The organism is Xanthomonas sp. WHRI 6108, from assembly GCF_040202385.2.
GTDB classification, from domain to species: domain Bacteria; phylum Pseudomonadota; class Gammaproteobacteria; order Xanthomonadales; family Xanthomonadaceae; genus Xanthomonas; species Xanthomonas arboricola.
The window spans coordinates 4085147-4100869 of record NZ_CP168198.1 but is presented as its reverse complement, the minus strand read 5'-3'; the positions used below and the strand labels follow the sequence as shown (position 1 = coordinate 4100869).

Here is a 15723-nt window from a genome sequence, read left to right as displayed (position 1 = left end):
TGTCCGATTGTTGCTTTGATCGCAATAAATTATCCGAACCAAAACTATTTATCAGAAATTTGTAAGCAATAGGCTGTGCAGGTCCTCACCGGAGTCCGTCCAATGTCCACCTTGCCTGCTTCCCCGCGTACCGCTGCCTATGGCGCCGCTTTGCTGCGCATCAGCCTGGGCGCGCTGTTCCTGGTCCACGGCCTGATCAAGTTGCTGGTGTTCACCCCGGCCGGCACCGTGGCCTATTTCCACTCGCTGGGCCTGCCGGGCGCGCTGGCCTATCTCACCATCGCGCTGGAACTGGGCCTGGGCCTGTCCCTGCTGCTGGGCATCTATGCGCGCTGGGTCGGGCTGCTGGGCGTGCCGCTGCTACTGGGCACCATCGTCAGCGTGCACGGCGGCAACGGCTTCGGTTTCTCCAATCCGGGCGGCGGCTGGGAATACCCGGCGCTGTGGGCGGTGTTGCTGATCGTGCAAGCCCTGCTCGGCGAAGGCGCGTGGGCGCTGAAGCCGGCGCGTTGAGGCTGCCTGTCGTTCTTCCGAGGAGTACGCCATGACCCGTTTGCCTTCCCTGTACATCTCGCACGGATCGCCGATGACTGCGCTGCAGCCAGGGCAGGTCGGCGAGCGCCTGGCCGAGCTCGCACAGACCTTGCCGCGGCCGCGCGCGATCGTCGTTGCATCCGCGCACTGGCTGGGCCGTCGCCCGCTGGTCAGCGGCGCGGCGCGGCCGCCCACCATCCATGACTTCGGCGGCTTTCCGGCGCCGTTGTACGAGCTGGAATATCCTGCGCCCGGCGAGCCGGCGCTGGCGCAGCAGATCCTGCGCCGGCTGGAACAGGCCGGCCTGCATCCGCACCTGGATCCGCAGCGCGGTTTCGATCATGGCGTGTGGGTGCCGCTGCGCCTGCTGTATCCGGCCGCCGACATTCCGGTGGTGTCGGTGTCGATCCAGCCCGAGCTTGGCCCGGCGCACCAGTTTGCGGTCGGCCGCGCGCTGGCGCCGCTGCGCGAGGACGGGGTGCTGGTAATCGGCTCGGGCAGCATCACCCATAACCTGCACGACTTCCGCCATGGCTACAGCGCCGAGCGCGAGGCGCCGTATGTGCGGCCCTTCATCGAGTGGACCGAGCGCAAACTGGTGGAGGACGACATCGCCGCGTTGCTGGACTATCGCCGGCAGGCACCGCATGCGGCACGGGCGCATCCCACCGACGAGCACCTGTTGCCGCTGTACGTGGCGATGGGCGCCGCCGGCGCCGACCGGCTCGGCGCACGGCGCATCGATGCCGGCATCGACGCGGGATTTCTGGCGATGGATATCTACCGGTTCGACGGCGATCCCGGTAATGATCGCGCGCTTGCGGGCCCGGCCGCCGCCTGAGCCCTGGCGGGCGCGGCACGCCTGCACCGTCGCTGTCATCGACGGTGCAGGCGGCATGCCGGCCCCGCAATCCCGAGGCACTACCCAGCCGCATTCAAGCCATGGCATGTGGCTAGTTGCTGCCGCTGCAGACCGCTGTGGTGCGGTGGCTACACCAGGCAAGACACATGGCGATACGGCTTGGTGCCTACGGCGCACCGGCCCGCGGCGACCGGGCATGCTGCCCGCAAGAGCCGGCAGCGCAGCCACAAGGCATGCTGCCGACAAGTGCCGGCAGCGCAGCCACAAGGCATGCTGCCGACCAGAGCCGGCAGCGCAGCGCTCTGAAGCATTCACGATGAAGTGCGGTGCAGTCTCATAGGCTGAGACGCCTTCACGACATGCTGCTTGCGTGAAAATCCTCGACAAACTCGCAGTGCTGGCCGATGCGGCCAAATACGACGCGTCCTGCGCCTCCAGTGGCGCGAACAAGCGCAATTCGCTCGGCACCGGCGGGATCGGCAGCACCGAGGGCATGGGCATCTGCCACTCGTACACGCCCGACGGCCGCTGCGTGTCGCTGTTGAAGATCCTGCTCACCAATTTCTGCGTGTTCGATTGCGCATATTGCGTCAACCGCGTGTCCAGCAATGTGCGCCGTGCGCGCTTCACGCCGGAAGAAGTGGTCACGCTGACGCTGGACTTCTACAAGCGCAATTACATCGAAGGCCTGTTCCTGTCCAGCGGCATCATCCGCAACTCCGATTACACGATGGAGCAGCTGGTGGAAGTGGCGCGGCAGCTGCGCGAGGTGCATCACTTCGCCGGCTACATCCACCTCAAGACCATCCCCGATGCAACGCCGGAATTGCTGGCCGCCGCCGGCCGATACGCCGACCGCCTGAGCATCAACGTGGAGCTGCCGACCGAGCAGGGATTGACGCTGCTGGCGCCGGAAAAAAGCGTTGGCGGCATCCGCTCGGCAATGGGCGAACTGCGTTGGCGCATCGAAGAAAACCAGCTGGAGCGCAAGGCCGAAAAGCTGCGCCGCGCCAAGCCGCCGCGCTTTGCACCGGCCGGGCAGAGCACGCAGATGATCGTCGGCGCCGACGATGCCAACGACCGCAGCATTCTGGACACCAGCCATAATCTCTACGGCAATTACCGGATGCGCCGGGTGTACTACTCGGCCTTCAGCCCGATCCCGGATGCCTCGTCCAAATTGCCGCTGCAGGCACCGCCGTTGCAGCGCGAACACCGGCTGTATCAGGCCGACTGGTTGCTGCGCTTCTACGAGTTCAGCGTGGAGGAGATCGCACCGGCGCAGTCCAGCGGCATGCTCGATCTGGACGTGGATCCGAAGCTGGCCTGGGCGCTGCGCAATCCGGAACGGTTTCCGGTGGATCTGAATGCGGCGCCGCGCGAGATGCTGCTGCGGGTGCCGGGCCTGGGCACGCGCAATGTGGAGCGCCTGCTGTTGTCGCGCCGGCATGCGCGCTTGCGGGTGGGCGACCTGGCGCGGTTGCGGGTGCCGATGAAGAAGCTGCTGCCGTTTGTGAGCGTGCTGGACCATCATCCGCGCCAGCGCCTGGACGACCCGGTGCGCTTGCGCGCGCAACTGGCGCCGGCACCCCGGCAGGCGAGTCTGTTCGATTGAAACCGCAGCTGGCCGCCGGCATCCGGCGCACCGCCGCGTCCGCTGGCGTCTGCCGTGTTGCCGGGCAAGCTGCCCGAAGCGCGGAGAAGGGTCGCATCAGGCGCAAAGCTGCCACCGAAGGCCAGTGCTGACACAGGAACGCGACGCTTTGCGAATCCCCAATTCCCAATCCCCAATCCCACCTCTCCATCCTGACCACCGCGATGTTCAACGCTGACGTCGAGCCGGGCTGGAGCCTTGAAGCATGGCGTGCGCTGGCGCGGGCGGGGTGGTGCGCGCAGGTGGAGCCCGACTCCATCGCGTGGACTGGCGGGGCGCAGGGCGGCTTGTTGATGGGGCAGGGGCTGCTGGATTTGCCGGCCGTGGCTGCAGCGCCGCGGGTGTCGGCGGAGTTCCTGCAGATGGCCGGAGCGGTGTTGTGTCACCGCGATCCGCAGCGCTATGCGGTGCTGTACCGGTTGTTGTGGCGGGTGGCGTGCGGCGAGCGCGCGCTGCTCGAGCGGGCCACCGATGTCGACGTGCATCGGGTGACGCAGTGGCAAAAGGCGGTGCAGCGCGATACGCACAAGATGAAGGCGTTCGTGCGCTTTCGGCGTTTGCCGGTGGAAGAGGAAGACTTCGTGGCGTGGTTCGAGCCCGAACATTGGATCGTGGATCGGGTGGCGCCGTTTTTCGCGCGCCGCTTCGCCGGCATGCGCTGGGCGATCCTCACTCCGTATCGCAGCGTGCGCTGGGATGGCGAGGCGTTGACGTTCGGCGAAGGCGCCGTGCGCACCCAGGTGCCGGCCGACGATGCGCAGGAGACGCTCTGGCGCACCTATTACGCGCATATCTTCAATCCGGCGCGGCTCAATCCAACCATGATGCGGCAGGAAATGCCGCAGAAATACTGGAAGAACCTGCCCGAGGCGAGCCTGTTGCCGGAGCTGATCCGCGAGGCGGGTGTGCGCGTGCGCGAGATGGCCGAGCGTGCGCCCGAGCCGGTGCGGCGGCGAGTGCCGGTGGCGCCGACGCCGACCCCGGAAGTGGCCACGCAAAGCCTGGCGCAGTTGCGTGTGGCCGCGCGCGATTGCCGGCGTTGCGCGTTATGGCAGCCGGCAACGCAGACGGTGTTCGGCGAAGGGCCGAGCGATGCGTCGGTGATGGTGATCGGCGAGCAGCCCGGCGACGAAGAGGATCTGAGCGGGCGTCCGTTCGTCGGGCCGGCCGGGCGTTTGTTCAATATGGCGCTGAGCGTGATCGGCATCGACCGCGCCACGGTTTACGTGACCAATGCGGTCAAGCATTTCCGCTTCGAGCAACGCGGCAAGCGGCGGCTGCATCGCAACCCGGAACGGTCGCACGTGCAGGCCTGTAGCGGCTGGTTGCATGCCGAACGCGCGCAGCTGCGTCCGGCGCAGATCGTCTGCCTGGGCGCGACCGCCGCACAGGCGGTGCTGGGAAACGGCTTTCGCTTGATGCAGCAGCGCGGCCAGTGGCAGCAGCTGGACGACGGCACGCCGGTGCTGACCACCGTGCATCCCTCCTGGGTATTGCGGCAGGGCTCGGAGGCCGCGCGTGAGGAAGGCTACCGCGGGTTTGTGGAGGATCTGCGCCAGTTGCTGGATGCACCGGTTGCTGCGGAGCGCATGGCGAAGACATAAAAGATGCGCGTGCAAATGCACGCGCACGGTGTCGGAGAACGAGACACCAAGTGGAACCACTGGCGAGCCAGTGGTTCCCTCACCGCCGCTTTGCGGTGTGGTGGCGCTGCCTGGAGCCTGTTTCCAGGCATGCGCGGATACAACGATTCAGCAGTGTCTGCGCCTAAATCCTATGCAGCGGATGCACCGACGTTGCCGTGCAACGACAGCGCAACCAATCACTTGAGGCAGCGACCGACACGACTACTGCATGTTGGTCAGGCAGGCGCGGTGTTCGACATCGGCATGTACCACCCGTACCTGCCGGTGTCGAGCGCAGCGTCCACGCCTACCCGAGTGCTTGCGGCAATGCAGCTGCTCTGAACGTTGCTGGCGTGCGCAATTCGTCGTCGACCCATCGACGGAACCTGGCTGCGTTCCGCCGATGCAGGTCACGCGCCTGCGACTGCCTGCGTCAGGCAGCAAGCTGCCGTTACGGCATCAACACCTTGTCGACCACGTGGATCACGCCATTGCTCTGCATGACATCGGCAATGGTGACGTTGGCGGTGTTGCCCTTGGCATCGGTGATGGTGACCTTCTTGCCGTTGAGCTTTGCGGTCAACGCCTCGCCCTGCACGGTGGTCAGCGAGGCGCTGCCACCGCCGGCCTTGATCTTGGCGATCAGCGATGCGGCGTCGACCTTGCCCGGTACCACGTGATAGGTCAGCACCTTGGTCAGCGTGGGCTTGGATTCGGGCTTGAGCAGCGTTTCCACCGTGCCGGCCGGCAGGGCGGCGAATGCGGCGTTGGTCGGGGCAAACACGGTGAACGGGCCCGGCCCCTTCAGCGTGTCGACCAGGCCGGCGGCCTTGACCGCGGCGACCAGGGTAGTGTGGTCCTTGGAGTTGACGGCGTTGTCGACGATGTCCTTGGTCACCAGCATCGGCGCACCGCCCACGGTCGGGTTCGATGCGGCGTAAGCGGGGGTCATGGCACTGGTCAGGGCAATGGCAGTGGCAATGGCAAGCGACTGGAATGAGGTCTTCATGAGGCATCGATCCTTTGGGTAAGCGACTGCCTGGATGGCAATCGTAGTGCTGGATACGCGGGTAGATGCAGCGCGGATGCATCACGCGGTTTTTACACGGGCGTACCTGGCACCGCGTTGCTCGAGATCGTCATAACGCAGACGTCGACACAGCCTGTTGCGCTCGCTGGGCTCGGGCGGCAGCTGCAACCCAGGCATGTGCCGGTGGTCGAAACCGAAGCGATGCAGGTCGAGGTGCCATTGCAGACAGGACGCGATCGACTTGCCGCCGTCCATGCGATGCGCAGCCAGTGCAGGCAAGGTTCAATGCGTTGCTGACGACAGTTACCAGCAAGCGCGAAGAAGTTAGGCAAGATTATCTTTAGTCCTGCAACCTGATTATCGAATACGTGAATATCAGGCGGTTTTTGCTACATAGGTTCGTGGGTGAAGCCGGACTAAATAAGCAACTCTGTAGCATGATGACGGCAGTGATCTGCTGCTTGTGTCATGTAACCTCGCGCCGCCGGCTGCACTTATCTCAGCTAGCGTGGAGTGCAGATAATGACGCTGAACCTTGCAGGCTGGCTCCGCATTTGCGGGCAACGCAACTCACCGAATCACGCAGAAAGGTTGTAGCTAGATGACGCAGAAAAAAATCCAATGCACGCGGCTGGCACTGCGAGTATTCCTGGCTACAAGCGTAATGGTGTGCGGCATCACGCAGGCCTCGGCCGCAGTGCGGGCTTCGACGTCAACGCCGGCAAAGGCCGTTGCTCCGTCCAGTGAAGCGTATCGGCCAGGGCAGCAATGGATTGTTCCGGGCGAGTGGCAGTTCACCGTCGATGCCGTGCGCCCGGCCAAGGTGAACATCCATGACGATGGCGGTGGGTCCTGGCGGCCTACGCAGGTGCTGCTGGTGAGTTACAGCTACAGGAACATCGGGTTCGATGACAGCGCCAACGACAAGGATGGCGGGCCGTCGACGCTGGCGTTTTCAAAAGCCCATATCGATGTGGTCGATGCCAACGATGCGGACAATGGCGGCGCAGGCAATTACCCGGTGCACCTCAAACTCGTGGAAGACGCCGACGGCCAGAAGATCGGCCAGCAGATGGTTGGCGCGCAGTGGCCGTATGCCTTCCGGAAAAAGCCCAAGGCAGTCAAGGTGGTGGTGAGTCACTACGACTCCAGACTGCAACTGCAGCAAGCGACCTTCATCGTCCCGGTCGAGACCACGCGGCAATCGTCCCCGCATACGAAGCGGCACGTTCGCCATAGCTGATTGCAGTCTGTCGGTGAGCTGCCTGGCAGGGCACTCCCGCAACAGGGCGCGCGCGTCCATTCGCTGGCGTATCCAACGGCGCCGGGGCCGATGCGAATCGCAACGGTGTGACATCGACGGGCCCGATGGCAGATCTGCCGCAACGGACAGCAAGCCGGGCGAGGTGGCGCAAAGGTTTCATCGCCGGATGCAAACCGGTATGTTTCCGTAGGCGCGTGATGGTGCGTTGCACTATGCGATGCCGCACGCGCGCACCGTTTCTTCTTCCGGGTTTTCCATGCATTCGATCGATGTCGTCCTCGCCATGTTGCTGGCGGTCGCGGCCAGCGGTTATCTGATCCGCATCCTGCCGTTCTCGTTGCCCCTGCCGTTGGTCCAGATTGCGCTTGGCGCGGTGGTTTCGGGTGTGTTCGATGCCGGGCACGAGCTGGAACCGGAGCTCTTCTTCCTGTTGTTCCTGCCGCCGCTGCTGTTCCTGGATGGCTGGCGCATTCCCAAACAAGGCCTGTTCCGCGACAAGGCGGCCATCCTCGAGCTGGCGTTGGGTCTGGTGGTGTTCACCGTGATCGGTGCGGGCCTGCTGATCCATTGGCTGATCCCGGCGATGCCGCTGGCAGTGGCCTTCGCGCTGGCGGCGATCATCTCGCCGACCGATCCGGTGGCGGTGTCCTCGATCGCCTCCAAGGTGTCGATCCCGAAGCGCCTGATGCACATCCTGGAAGGCGAGTCCCTGCTCAACGATGCCTCCGGGCTGGTGTGCTTCCAGTTCGCGGTGGCCGCGGTACTGACCGGCAGCTTCTCGCTTGCCACCGCCTCGCTGACCTTCCTGTGGGTGGCATTGGCCGGCTTGGCGCTGGGCGTGGCCACCACGTTTGGCCTGAGCCGCATCCAGGCCTGGATCTGGCGCCACTTCGGCGAGGAGCCGGGTTCGGCGATCCTGGTCAATCTGCTGACCCCGTTCGCGGCCTATTTGCTGGCCGAAGCCTTCCATGCCTCCGGCATCCTGGCCGCAGTAGCCGCCGGCGTCACCATGAGTTACGTGGAGATGGCCGGCAACGCGCCGGGCAACATGCGGCTGCAGCGCTCGGCGGTGTGGGACACGGTGCAGTTCACCTTCAACGGCATCATCTTCGTGCTGCTGGGCGAACAGTTGCCGGGCATCCTGGACGGGGCGGTGCGCAGCGTGCAGGAGGCCGGGCACCTCAATCCGTGGTGGCTGGCGGTGTACGTGGCCACCATCAGCGCCAGCCTGATGGCGTTGCGCTTCGTGTGGGTGTTCCTGTCGCTGCGCTGGAACATCTTCAAGGCGCAGTGGCGCGGCGAGCAGCATGTCAGCCCGCCGTGGCGCATCGTGGTGGCGGTCTCGCTGGCCGGCGTGCGCGGTGCGATCACCCTGGCCGGCGTGCTCACGCTGCCGTTGATGCTGGAAGACGGCTCGCCGTTTCCGGCCCGCCAGTTGGCGATCTTCCTGGCCGCCTCGGTGATCCTGGTGTCGCTGCTGGTGGCCAGCGTGGCCTTGCCGCGGCTGCTGCGCGGGCTGGAATTGCCCGAGGAGGAAGACGAGCAGCTCAAGGAAGACCTTGCGGTGAAGGCGGCCTCGCAGGCGGCGCTGGAAGCGGTGGAAAAACTGCGTCAGCGGCTGGTGGACGGCAGCAAGCATGCCGAGCGCTACAACGCCGCCGCCAACCAGGTCAGCCAGCGTTATCAGCGCAAGCTCGGCGCGGTGGACATGGCCGAGACCGATCCGGAAGAGGCCGGCGCCTACGAACAGGCGCTGCGCCAGTTCCGCCATGCCGCGCTGGTGGCCGAGCGCAACGAGCTGTTCAAGCTGGCCAGGCGCCGCGAGATTTCCGACGACCTGTCGCGCCGGCTGGTGCGCAATCTGGACCTGATCGAGTCGCGCAAGCGCGCTTGAGCGCGCGGGAATCGGGAGTGGGGAATCGCAGGAGCCACAGCGGTTGCCGTGTTCGGGTAGGAGCGCACCTGGGCGCGATGGGGCGTTGGCGGGAAAGCCCCATCGCGCTCAGGCGCGCTCCTACGGAGATGCGCCGACTAACAGGCGCAGCAGGCGTGCGCGGTCCAGTTCGCTGAGGCTTCCCGGCGCGCGCCGGAAGACACCATTCCATCCGCACTTCTCCCATCTTCATGGCGCACGGCCTACCCTGTGCGGCTGATCGCTCCAGTGCAGAAGACATGACTCCAATCGTTTCCATCCAGGGATTGAGCAAGACCTACGCTGGCGGTTTTCAGGCGCTCAAGCAGGTAGACCTTCAGATCCGGCGCGGCGAGATCTTCGCGCTGCTCGGTCCCAACGGCGCCGGCAAGACCACGCTGATCAGCATCATTTGCGGGCTGATCAACCCCAGCACCGGCACCGTGCTGGCCGATGGCCACGACATCGTGCGCGACTACCGCGCCGCGCGTGCCAGCATCGGCCTGGTGCCGCAGGAGCTGGCCACCGACGCGTTCGAAACCGTGTGGGCCACCGTGCGCTTCAGTCGCGGGCTGTTCGGCAAGCCGGCCAATGCGGCGTATCTGGAAACGGTGCTGCGCGAGCTCTCGCTGTGGGACAAGCGCCACAACAAGATTTCCACGCTGTCCGGCGGCATGAAGCGGCGCGTGCTGATCGCCAAGGCGCTGGCGCACGAGCCGCGCATCCTGTTTCTGGACGAACCCACCGCAGGCGTGGACGTGGAGCTGCGTCACGACATGTGGCAGATGGTGCGCAGGCTGCGCGAGCAGGGCACCACGGTGATCCTGACCACCCATTACATCGAGGAAGCCGAAGACATGGCCGACCGGGTCGGGGTGATCAATCGCGGCGAGCTGGTGCTGGTGGAAGACAAGCACACGCTGATGCGCAAGCTCGGCAAGAAGCAGCTCACGCTGAGCCTGCAGGCGCCGCTGCAGGCCATCCCGGCCGCGCTGGCCGATCTGCCGCTGGAGCTGTCGGCCGACGGCAACAGCCTGGTCTACACCTTCGACACCCAGGCCGAGCAGACCGGCATCGGTGCGTTGCTGCGGCGGCTCAACGAGCAGGGCATCGACTTCAAGGACCTGCATTCCAGCGAGAGTTCGCTGGAGGAGATCTTCGTCAACCTGGTGCATGGCGCCCGCAACGTGGAGGTGCGCGCATGAACCGGCATGCGATCGCGGCGATCTACCGCTTTGAAATGGCGCGCGCCTTCCGCACGCTGACCCAGTCGATCGCCTCGCCGGTGTTGTCGACCTCGCTGTATTTCGTAGTGTTTGGCGCGGCGATCGGCTCGCGCATGGGCGACATCGACGGCGTCAGCTACGGCGCCTTCATCATTCCCGGGCTGGTGATGCTGTCCCTGCTCAACGAGAGCATTTCCAACGCCTCGTTCGGCATCTACATGCCGCGCTGGGCCGGCACCATCTACGAGGTGCTGTCGGCGCCGGTGGCCTGGTGGGAGATCGTGATCGGCTATGTGGGCGCGGCGGCCACCAAGTCGGTGTTGCTGGGCTTGCTGATCCTGCTCACCGCGCGGCTGTTCGTGCCTTACGAGATCGCGCATCCGCTGTGGATGCTGGGCTTTCTGGTGCTCACCGCGCTGACCTTCAGCCTGTTCGGTTTCATCATCGGCATCTGGGCCGACGGCTTCGAAAAACTGCAGGTGATCCCGCTGATGGTGGTGACGCCGCTGACCTTCCTGGGCGGCAGTTTCTACTCGATCAACATGCTGCCGCCGTTATGGCAGAAGGTCACCCTGTTCAACCCGGTGGTGTATCTGATCAGCGGGTTCCGCTGGAGTTTCTACGGCAAGGCCGACGTGCACATCGCGGTGAGCACCGGCATGACCTTCCTGTTCCTGCTGGTGTGCCTGGGCGTGGTGGCGGCGATCTTCCGCAGCGGTTACCGGCTCAAGGCGTGAGTGGTGACGGCAGTGGTTTGGTCGGCCGCACCCTGGTGGATGCCGTCGGCAGTCCAGGTCAACGCTGACTGGGGCGGGTGCGCATCGCCCTTGCCGCTCGCGGGACGCGCGGTGAACCGGGCCCTGGGGACTCGGTAGCCGCATCCATGCCGTCCCACGGTCTCGCAATCGGCGAGGGCGCCACGCCAGAGAGTTGCTCGGTGTTGAAAACCATGCACACCGATATTCCTGGCTGGTCTTTGCCCACGCACCGTCGCCGGACCTGACGCGGCATGGATGCGGCGTCAGCGCTTATGCAAGGACGTACTTGCAGCGTGCCCCGCGAGGGTGGGCGGGCCAGGGCCCTGCAGCCAGGGCGCAGGGCAGCCGGCCTGCAATAGCCCGGGGTGACGTGGTGATGTCAGCCGCTCTTATTCGGCAGCCGGCTTGGCGTCGGCCTTGGTGTCCAGGAAGTAGGCCACCACCTCACCCTTGATTTTCATCGTCATCGGGTTGCCGCGACGGTCGCGGGCCTTGCCGACCTGCACCTTGATCCAGCCTTCGCTGACCGAATACTCCTCCACGTTGTCGCGTTCGACACCGTTGAAGCGCACGCCGACGCCGCGGCCGAGCGCATCGGCATTGTGGAACGGGCTGCGTGCATCGATGGCCAGATGATCGGGAGGGGTATCGCTCATGGGAAAGGCGTCATGGCGGCCGGGATGGCCGTCTTCGGCCGCACAGGATACGGGCCCGCGCCGCGAAGATCAGCCCCGGCGCTGCCTGCGCACGCGCCGGGCGGTTTGCTTGCGCCCCGCCAGGCCTCACACTTCACGCCTGCACTCCTGGAACCAGACCGCCATGCCCGATAACAGCGCCGATTACGAAGACGACGAAGGCCTGCAGCCCGAAGGCGACGAAGACGATGTCGACGACCACCCGGCGCGGGTGTGGAATCTGCTGGTGCTGATCAATCCGGGCGACGAAGACACCGCCTTGGGCCAGTTCGATACCTGGCGCGAAGCGCAGGCCGACCTGGACGACGACGAGGGCGACGATGCCTGGTTGTGGGCCTTGAAGGATGCGATCGACTGGCGCTCGGGTTTTTTCGTGGACTGGAAGGACACTGACGCGTTCATTGCCGCCATCGACGAACTCAGCGCGCGCTGGAACCTGCGCATCGACTGGGGCGGCGACCTGGATGACGAGGAGTTTTCCAGCGATCTGAGTGTGCCCGACCTGATGGCGGTGGCCTTCGATCGTCTGCGCGAGCACGGCTACTCGCTGTGGAACTGGAACACCGGCGGCGACGCTTATGCCGGCTGGATCGCGCTCAGCCGCGACGACGACGCCATGCTGGCGCTGACCTCGCTGTTGGGGGTGGAAGTGCGGCTGGGGAATGAGGCGTTCTGAGGCGGGGCCGGGATTGGGGAATCGGGAATCGGGAATCGGGATTCGGGAATCGCAGGGACGATGTGTGGGTGTGGTTGTGTCGAGCCGCGGTGGTGCGTGCTGCCGCAGCAGCATGCCAAGCGCCTGGTGGCCACTAGGGTCTGCCGCGCAGGCATGGTCCACAGCCCGGCGATTGCCACGTAGGAGCGTGCCTGCGCGCGACGGGCGTTACCGGGACGGCTCCTCGCGCTCGGGCGCGCTCCTACAACGGCGTGCTGCCATCATGCAGAGGCATGCCGTCATCGCGGGTGCTGGACGTTGCAGGCCTCCAGGCCGGTACGCATGCACGGCCCAGCGATTGCCACGTAGGAGCGTGCCTGCGCGCGACGGGCATTACCGGGACGGCTCCTCGCGCGCAGGCGCGCTCCTACAACAGCGTGCCGTTATGGTGCGGAGGGGATGCCGCCGGTCGTGAAGTTGCAGGCCTCTTTACCACGAGGCTTACACGGCCCAGCGATTGCCACGTAGGAGCGTGCCCGCGCGCGATCGGGCATTACCGCGACAGCTCCTCGCGCTCAGGCGCGCTCCTACAACGGCGTGCCATCATGTGCAGAGGGATGCCGTCATCATGGGTGCTGGAAGTTGCAGGCCTCCAGACCAGGACGCATGAAGGGGCCCGCGCTTGCCACGTAGGAGCGTGCCTGCGCGCGACGGGCATTACCGGGACAGCTCCTCGCGCTCAGGCGCGCTCCTACAACGGTGCCGTTATGGTGCGGAGGGGATGCCGCCGGTCGTGAAGTTGCAGGCCTCTTTACCAGGAGGCTTACTCGGCCCGGCGATTGCCACGTAGGAGCGTGCCTGCGCGCGACGGGCGTTACCGGGACGGCTCCTCGCGCTCGGGCGCGCTCCTACAACGGCGCGCCGCCAATCAGGTTGTGGCGATCGCCGTTACGACTCCCCAATCCCGACTCCCCAATCCCCGCCTCAAGGCGCCTCGCCGCGCGCCTGTGCACGCGCGTTGGCGATCAAGGCCTTGAGCAGGGCGCGGTCGGTGTGACGGGAGATCGCAATGGCACCGAGCGCGATCGCTTCGGCGCGTAGCGTTGCGGACACATCGTAGTGCGCGCCGCTGAGTTTGTTCTGGAAGGCGCGGCGGGGAATGCCCAGCCGCGCCGCCATTGCATGCAGCTCGTCCAGCGTATCGCCGAGCAGGTGCGCCCAGCGCTGCTCGCGCCACGGATGCACCGCATCGTCGACGTAGACGGCCACGGGCAGGCCCTTAGGCCTTCTTGCCCTTCTTCTTCTTGCCGCCGTCGGTTGCGTCGTCGGCGTCGTCCTGCGACGCGTCGCCTGCGGTGTCGGCAGCGGCGTCTTCGGCGCTGGCATCAGCATCGGCATCGGTGTCCGCATCGGTATCTGCCGGGGCATCGCCTGCCTCGGCGTCTGCGGCTTCGGCTTCGCCGTCGTCGCCTTCAGCGTCGCTGTTCTCGAACTCGGACACCAGCGTGGTCAGGTATTCCTCGGCGGTCTTGCCGTCTTCGGCGGCCAGGTCGTCGATCATCTGCTGCAGCTGGGTGGAGTATTCCAGCGAGATGGTCTTGCCTTCCTTCTCCTGCAGATTGGCCAGGTGCTTGAGCATGGCCAGCATCGGCACCGGGTTGTCGGCGCTGCCCATGGTCTGGCCGCCGATCGACAGCAGCCATTCGCTGCCGTTCTGCAAGCCGATCGCAGCGACCACGCGGCCGTCGGCATCCTGCAGCACGGCATGGTTGGCGATCTGCGGCGCCTGGCCCAGACGGACGATCGGGCGCTTGGGTTGGGACTTCTTGCGCTTGTCGCGCTTGGCCTTGGAATTGCGGGACACGGTGTTCTCGACGCTGGGAATGGCCGACCATTCTAGGCGCTTGCGCGTGACCCGGCTCGGGTGCCGCCGCCAGGCCGATGAACGCCGGCCGCGCCGGGGGATGCTGCTGTCGGCGCTTCCGGCGTTGCGAAGGCCGCTGACGCCGATATGTCGGACAGGCTGCAGCGGCTGGCACCGCGCGTCCGCCGGGCGACAACGCGCGATTGCCGGTCAGGATCGGCATTCAGGACGACAAGCCCGATAAGCAGCCCGTAGGGCGACCAGATCCGACAAGTACATCAATTTCGGCATGCACGTCGGATTCGACATGCACGACAACCTGCTGTCTGCCGTCTGCCGTCTGCCGTCTGCCGTCTGCCGTAGCTGTAGCCGCAGCCAGCAACCGCCAGGAACGCCAAAAACCGCAAGACAGCTCCTCAGGCCAAGTTCCCGCAGCCGCCGTCAGCGCCGCGCGGGTACTTCGCTGACCGCAGTGCGCGGTGCGGCCACGGCGGCTTCGGCAGCCTTGGCCAGTGCGGTGGCCGAAGCCACCTGGCTGCGCGTGGAGACGCGCGGTGCCGCCGGCGCGGCGCTGGTGACTGGGGGCGCTGCAGCAGGCGATGTGGCGCTGGCCGCTGCCGCAGGTCCGCCCGCCGGCGCAGCTGCGGTGGGTCCTGCCGCAGGCAGCGCAGCCGGGGTCCCCACCGCAGTGGTGGCGGTTGCTGCGGCACTCAGATCCGGCACATGGGTGTCGGCATCGTGGGTCGGCTTGCCCAGCGCAATGCCCTGGCCGGCGCCGGCCAGCGCGGCCTGTTCGGCATCCTGGGTCATCACCACGATGCTGATGCGGCGGTTGATCGGGTTCTGCGGGTCGGTCTTGTCGAACAGCACCGACGAGGACAGCCCCACCACGCGGGTGACCTTGGCATCGTCCATGCCGCCGCCCACCAGCGCACGGCGCGCGGCATTGGCGCGGTCGGCGCTGAGTTCCCAGTTGGTGTAACCGGTATCGCTGCTGTAGGCGGTGGTGTCGGTGTGGCCGGTGATGCTGATGTGGTTGGGCACCTGGTTGATGAAGCTGGACAGCTCGCGCAGGATCGCCACGGTGTACGGCTTGAGCTGGTCGCGGCCCATGTCGAACATCGGCCGGTTCTGCTTGTCCACGATCTGGATGCGCAGGCCGTCCGGGGTGAGGTCGAGCAGCAACTGGTCCTTGAACGGCTCCAGCGCCTGGCTCTTGTCGATGGCCTCTTTCAGGTCCTGCATCAGCGCTTCCAGGCGCTTCTTGTCCCTGGCGCGGCTGTCTTCGTTGGTGTCGGCAGCGTTGTCGCGCTTGCGGCCCATCTCGTCCTTCTGCCCCTTGGCCATGTCGGCGGTGCCGCCGAGCTTGATCATCGAGGTGCTGGCGCCACCAGGGCCATTCATGCCCGGGGAGGGGGCTGGCGACTTGCCCGACAACGGGCTGGGATTGCGGAAGTATTCCGAGATTGCCGCGCGCTGCTCCTTGGTGGTGGCGGCCATCAGCCACAGCACCAGGAAGAACGCCATCATCGCGGTCACGAAGTCGGCAAACGCCACCTTCCAGGCGCCGCCATGATGGCCGCCGCCCTGCACCTTCTTGACCCGTCGGATGACGACGGTGGATTTGCCCTCGGCCATGACCGC

General features: G+C 65.9%; 15 protein-coding genes. 9 read left to right on the top strand and 6 right to left on the bottom strand.

The features are described 5' to 3' along the window. Window positions 1-102 precede the first annotated feature (102 nt). The 4 genes from ABQ039_RS17165 to ABQ039_RS17150 all read left to right on the top strand — a co-directional run bounded on the left by ABQ039_RS17165 (window position 103) and on the right by ABQ039_RS17150 (window position 4654). A complete protein-coding gene (locus ABQ039_RS17165) occupies window positions 103-513 on the top strand; it encodes a DoxX family protein (protein ID WP_053051534.1) in 411 nt (136 codons plus the stop codon). Between the two features lie 31 nt (window positions 514-544). After that, window positions 545-1375 carry a class III extradiol ring-cleavage dioxygenase gene (locus ABQ039_RS17160; protein WP_349778369.1) on the top strand — a complete coding sequence of 277 codons (831 nt, stop codon included), beginning with the start codon at window positions 545-547 and terminating at the stop codon, window positions 1373-1375. 391 nt (window positions 1376-1766) lie between these two features. Then, window positions 1767-3011 (top strand): putative DNA modification/repair radical SAM protein, encoded by a 1245-nt coding sequence (locus tag ABQ039_RS17155; protein WP_016900902.1) that lies wholly within the window; start codon window positions 1767-1769, stop codon window positions 3009-3011. A 203-nt stretch (window positions 3012-3214) separates the two neighbouring features. Next, entirely contained in the window at window positions 3215-4654 is a 1440-nt protein-coding gene (locus ABQ039_RS17150; protein WP_349778368.1) for a UdgX family uracil-DNA binding protein, read from the top strand. A 472-nt stretch (window positions 4655-5126) separates the two neighbouring features. On the opposite strand, the gene ABQ039_RS17145 is transcribed toward ABQ039_RS17150, so the two are convergent. Further along, complete coding sequence (locus ABQ039_RS17145) at window positions 5127-5684, bottom strand: fasciclin domain-containing protein (RefSeq protein ID WP_349778367.1); 558 nt, start codon at window positions 5682-5684, stop codon at window positions 5127-5129. An 81-nt stretch (window positions 5685-5765) separates the two neighbouring features. Continuing rightward, window positions 5766-5960, bottom strand: coding sequence for a hypothetical protein (locus ABQ039_RS17140; protein WP_115042717.1), 195 nt, complete (start codon window positions 5958-5960; stop codon window positions 5766-5768). A 346-nt stretch (window positions 5961-6306) separates the two neighbouring features. Between ABQ039_RS17140 and ABQ039_RS17135 the strand changes: the two genes are divergently transcribed. The 4 genes from ABQ039_RS17135 to ABQ039_RS17120 all read left to right on the top strand — a co-directional run bounded on the left by ABQ039_RS17135 (window position 6307) and on the right by ABQ039_RS17120 (window position 10844). Beyond that, window positions 6307-6948, top strand: coding sequence for a hypothetical protein (locus tag ABQ039_RS17135; RefSeq protein WP_349778366.1), 642 nt, complete (start codon window positions 6307-6309; stop codon window positions 6946-6948). 277 nt (window positions 6949-7225) lie between these two features. Further along, the gene (locus ABQ039_RS17130; protein ID WP_016900897.1) at window positions 7226-8863 is read left to right on the top strand and encodes a Na+/H+ antiporter; all 1638 of its coding nucleotides are present in this window, start codon (window positions 7226-7228) and stop codon (window positions 8861-8863) included. Window positions 8864-9141: 278 nt separating this feature from the next. Beyond that, window positions 9142-10086, top strand: coding sequence for an ABC transporter ATP-binding protein (locus tag ABQ039_RS17125; protein WP_054593062.1), 945 nt, complete (start codon window positions 9142-9144; stop codon window positions 10084-10086). Continuing rightward, window positions 10083-10844 (top strand): ABC transporter permease, encoded by a 762-nt coding sequence (locus tag ABQ039_RS17120; protein WP_054593061.1) that lies wholly within the window; start codon window positions 10083-10085, stop codon window positions 10842-10844. Before ABQ039_RS17125 ends, ABQ039_RS17120 begins: the two co-directional genes overlap by 4 nt. Window positions 10845-11254: 410 nt before the next feature. Here the strand turns inward: ABQ039_RS17120 and ABQ039_RS17115 are convergent, their stop codons facing one another. Next, entirely contained in the window at window positions 11255-11521 is a 267-nt protein-coding gene (locus ABQ039_RS17115; protein ID WP_349778365.1) for a DUF3297 family protein, read from the bottom strand. 163 nt (window positions 11522-11684) lie between these two features. Here ABQ039_RS17115 and ABQ039_RS17110 point away from each other — a divergent pair, with 163 nt between their 5' ends. Continuing rightward, entirely contained in the window at window positions 11685-12236 is a 552-nt protein-coding gene (locus ABQ039_RS17110; RefSeq protein WP_024940705.1) for a hypothetical protein, read from the top strand. Window positions 12237-13199: 963 nt separating this feature from the next. Here the strand turns inward: ABQ039_RS17110 and ABQ039_RS17105 are convergent. The 3 genes from ABQ039_RS17105 to motB all read right to left on the bottom strand — a co-directional run bounded on the left by ABQ039_RS17105 (window position 13200) and on the right by motB (window position 15717). Further along, window positions 13200-13484 (bottom strand): DUF4031 domain-containing protein, encoded by a 285-nt coding sequence (locus ABQ039_RS17105; RefSeq protein ID WP_024940290.1) that lies wholly within the window; start codon window positions 13482-13484, stop codon window positions 13200-13202. A gap of 10 nt (window positions 13485-13494) precedes the next feature. Then, window positions 13495-14079, bottom strand: a complete 585-nt coding sequence (locus ABQ039_RS17100) for a hypothetical protein (RefSeq protein WP_374057813.1) — start codon at window positions 14077-14079, stop codon at window positions 13495-13497. Between the two features lie 441 nt (window positions 14080-14520). Next, entirely contained in the window at window positions 14521-15717 is a 1197-nt protein-coding gene (motB, locus tag ABQ039_RS17095; protein WP_184551746.1) for a flagellar motor protein MotB, read from the bottom strand. Window positions 15718-15723: the final 6 nt, after the last annotated feature.

Excerpts from the sequence above, each read along its gene's own strand:
- ABQ039_RS17120 (WP_054593061.1), top strand. The coding sequence starts at position 10,083 with ATGAACCGGCATGCGATCGCGGCGATCTACCGCTTTGAAATGGCGCGC.
- ABQ039_RS17165 (WP_053051534.1), top strand. The coding sequence starts at position 103 with ATGTCCACCTTGCCTGCTTCCCCGCGTACCGCTGCCTATGGCGCCGCT.
- ABQ039_RS17110 (WP_024940705.1), top strand. The coding sequence starts at position 11,685 with ATGCCCGATAACAGCGCCGATTACGAAGACGACGAAGGCCTGCAGCCC.
- ABQ039_RS17135 (WP_349778366.1), top strand. The coding sequence starts at position 6,307 with ATGACGCAGAAAAAAATCCAATGCACGCGGCTGGCACTGCGAGTATTC.
- ABQ039_RS17115 (WP_349778365.1), bottom strand. The coding sequence starts at position 11,521 with ATGAGCGATACCCCTCCCGATCATCTGGCCATCGATGCACGCAGCCCG.
- ABQ039_RS17145 (WP_349778367.1), bottom strand. The coding sequence starts at position 5,684 with ATGAAGACCTCATTCCAGTCGCTTGCCATTGCCACTGCCATTGCCCTG.
- ABQ039_RS17130 (WP_016900897.1), top strand. The coding sequence starts at position 7,226 with ATGCATTCGATCGATGTCGTCCTCGCCATGTTGCTGGCGGTCGCGGCC.
- ABQ039_RS17150 (WP_349778368.1), top strand. The coding sequence starts at position 3,215 with ATGTTCAACGCTGACGTCGAGCCGGGCTGGAGCCTTGAAGCATGGCGT.
- ABQ039_RS17140 (WP_115042717.1), bottom strand. The coding sequence starts at position 5,960 with ATGGACGGCGGCAAGTCGATCGCGTCCTGTCTGCAATGGCACCTCGAC.
- ABQ039_RS17160 (WP_349778369.1), top strand. The coding sequence starts at position 545 with ATGACCCGTTTGCCTTCCCTGTACATCTCGCACGGATCGCCGATGACT.
- ABQ039_RS17125 (WP_054593062.1), top strand. The coding sequence starts at position 9,142 with ATGACTCCAATCGTTTCCATCCAGGGATTGAGCAAGACCTACGCTGGC.
- motB (WP_184551746.1), bottom strand. The coding sequence starts at position 15,717 with ATGGCCGAGGGCAAATCCACCGTCGTCATCCGACGGGTCAAGAAGGTG.